This is a genomic window from Streptomyces camponoticapitis, from assembly GCF_014646115.1.
Taxonomy (GTDB): Bacteria; Actinomycetota; Actinomycetes; order Streptomycetales; family Streptomycetaceae; genus Streptomyces; species Streptomyces camponoticapitis.
Window position 1 is genome coordinate 1 of the sequence record NZ_BMMV01000076.1, and the last position, 710, is coordinate 710.

Genomic DNA, 710 nt, shown 5'->3' on the forward strand with positions numbered 1-710 from the left:
GCCGACGTTGTCGTTTTGGGGTGGGGTACGGGTGTCGTTGCCGACGGAGGGAACGGGAGAGATCCCGGCAGAGACAGTGCGGGTGGCGCGGGCCGCGTTCCCGAAGGGAAGTCTGGCGATCCGGATCCGGGACGAGCTGGGGCCGCTGTTCACGGACACGGAGTTCGCGGAGCTTTTCCCGGCAAGAGGCAAGCCTGCCTGGTCACCGGGCCGCCTGGCGCTGGTCCTGGTGCTGCAGTTCGTCGAGGGCCTGACCGACCGGCAGGCCGCGGAAGCGGTCCGGGCCAGGATCGACTTCAAGTACGCCCTCGGCCTGGATCTGGGTGATCCGGGCTTCGACTTCTCCGTGCTCTCGGAGTTCCGGGACCGGCTGGTTCAGGCGGACGCCGGGCTGCGCGTGCTGGACGGCATCCTGGTCGCCGCCCGCGAGAAAGGGCTGCTGAAGTCCGCAGGCCGAGCCCGGACCGACTCCACACACGTGCTGTCGACGGCTCGGGAGATGTGCTGGCTGGAGATGGTCTCGGAGACGCTGCGGTCGGCGCTCAACGCTCTCGCCCGGGCTGCCCCTGACTGGCTGGCGGGTGTCGCGGAACCGGACTGGTTCCGGCACTACGCCACCCGCGCCGAGGACTCCCGGTTTCCCCAGGCAAGGACCAAGCGTGCCGAGGTCGGGCAGCGGATCGGCGCCGACGGCACGCGCCTGCTCCAGA

The 710-nt window shown here is 70.1% G+C and carries 1 protein-coding gene; it reads left to right on the forward strand.

From position 1 onward, the window contains the following. Positions 1–31 precede the first annotated feature (31 nt). The coding region (locus tag IEY79_RS37115) for a transposase (RefSeq protein ID WP_189112060.1) at positions 32–710 on the forward strand (679 nt) is incomplete at its 3' end.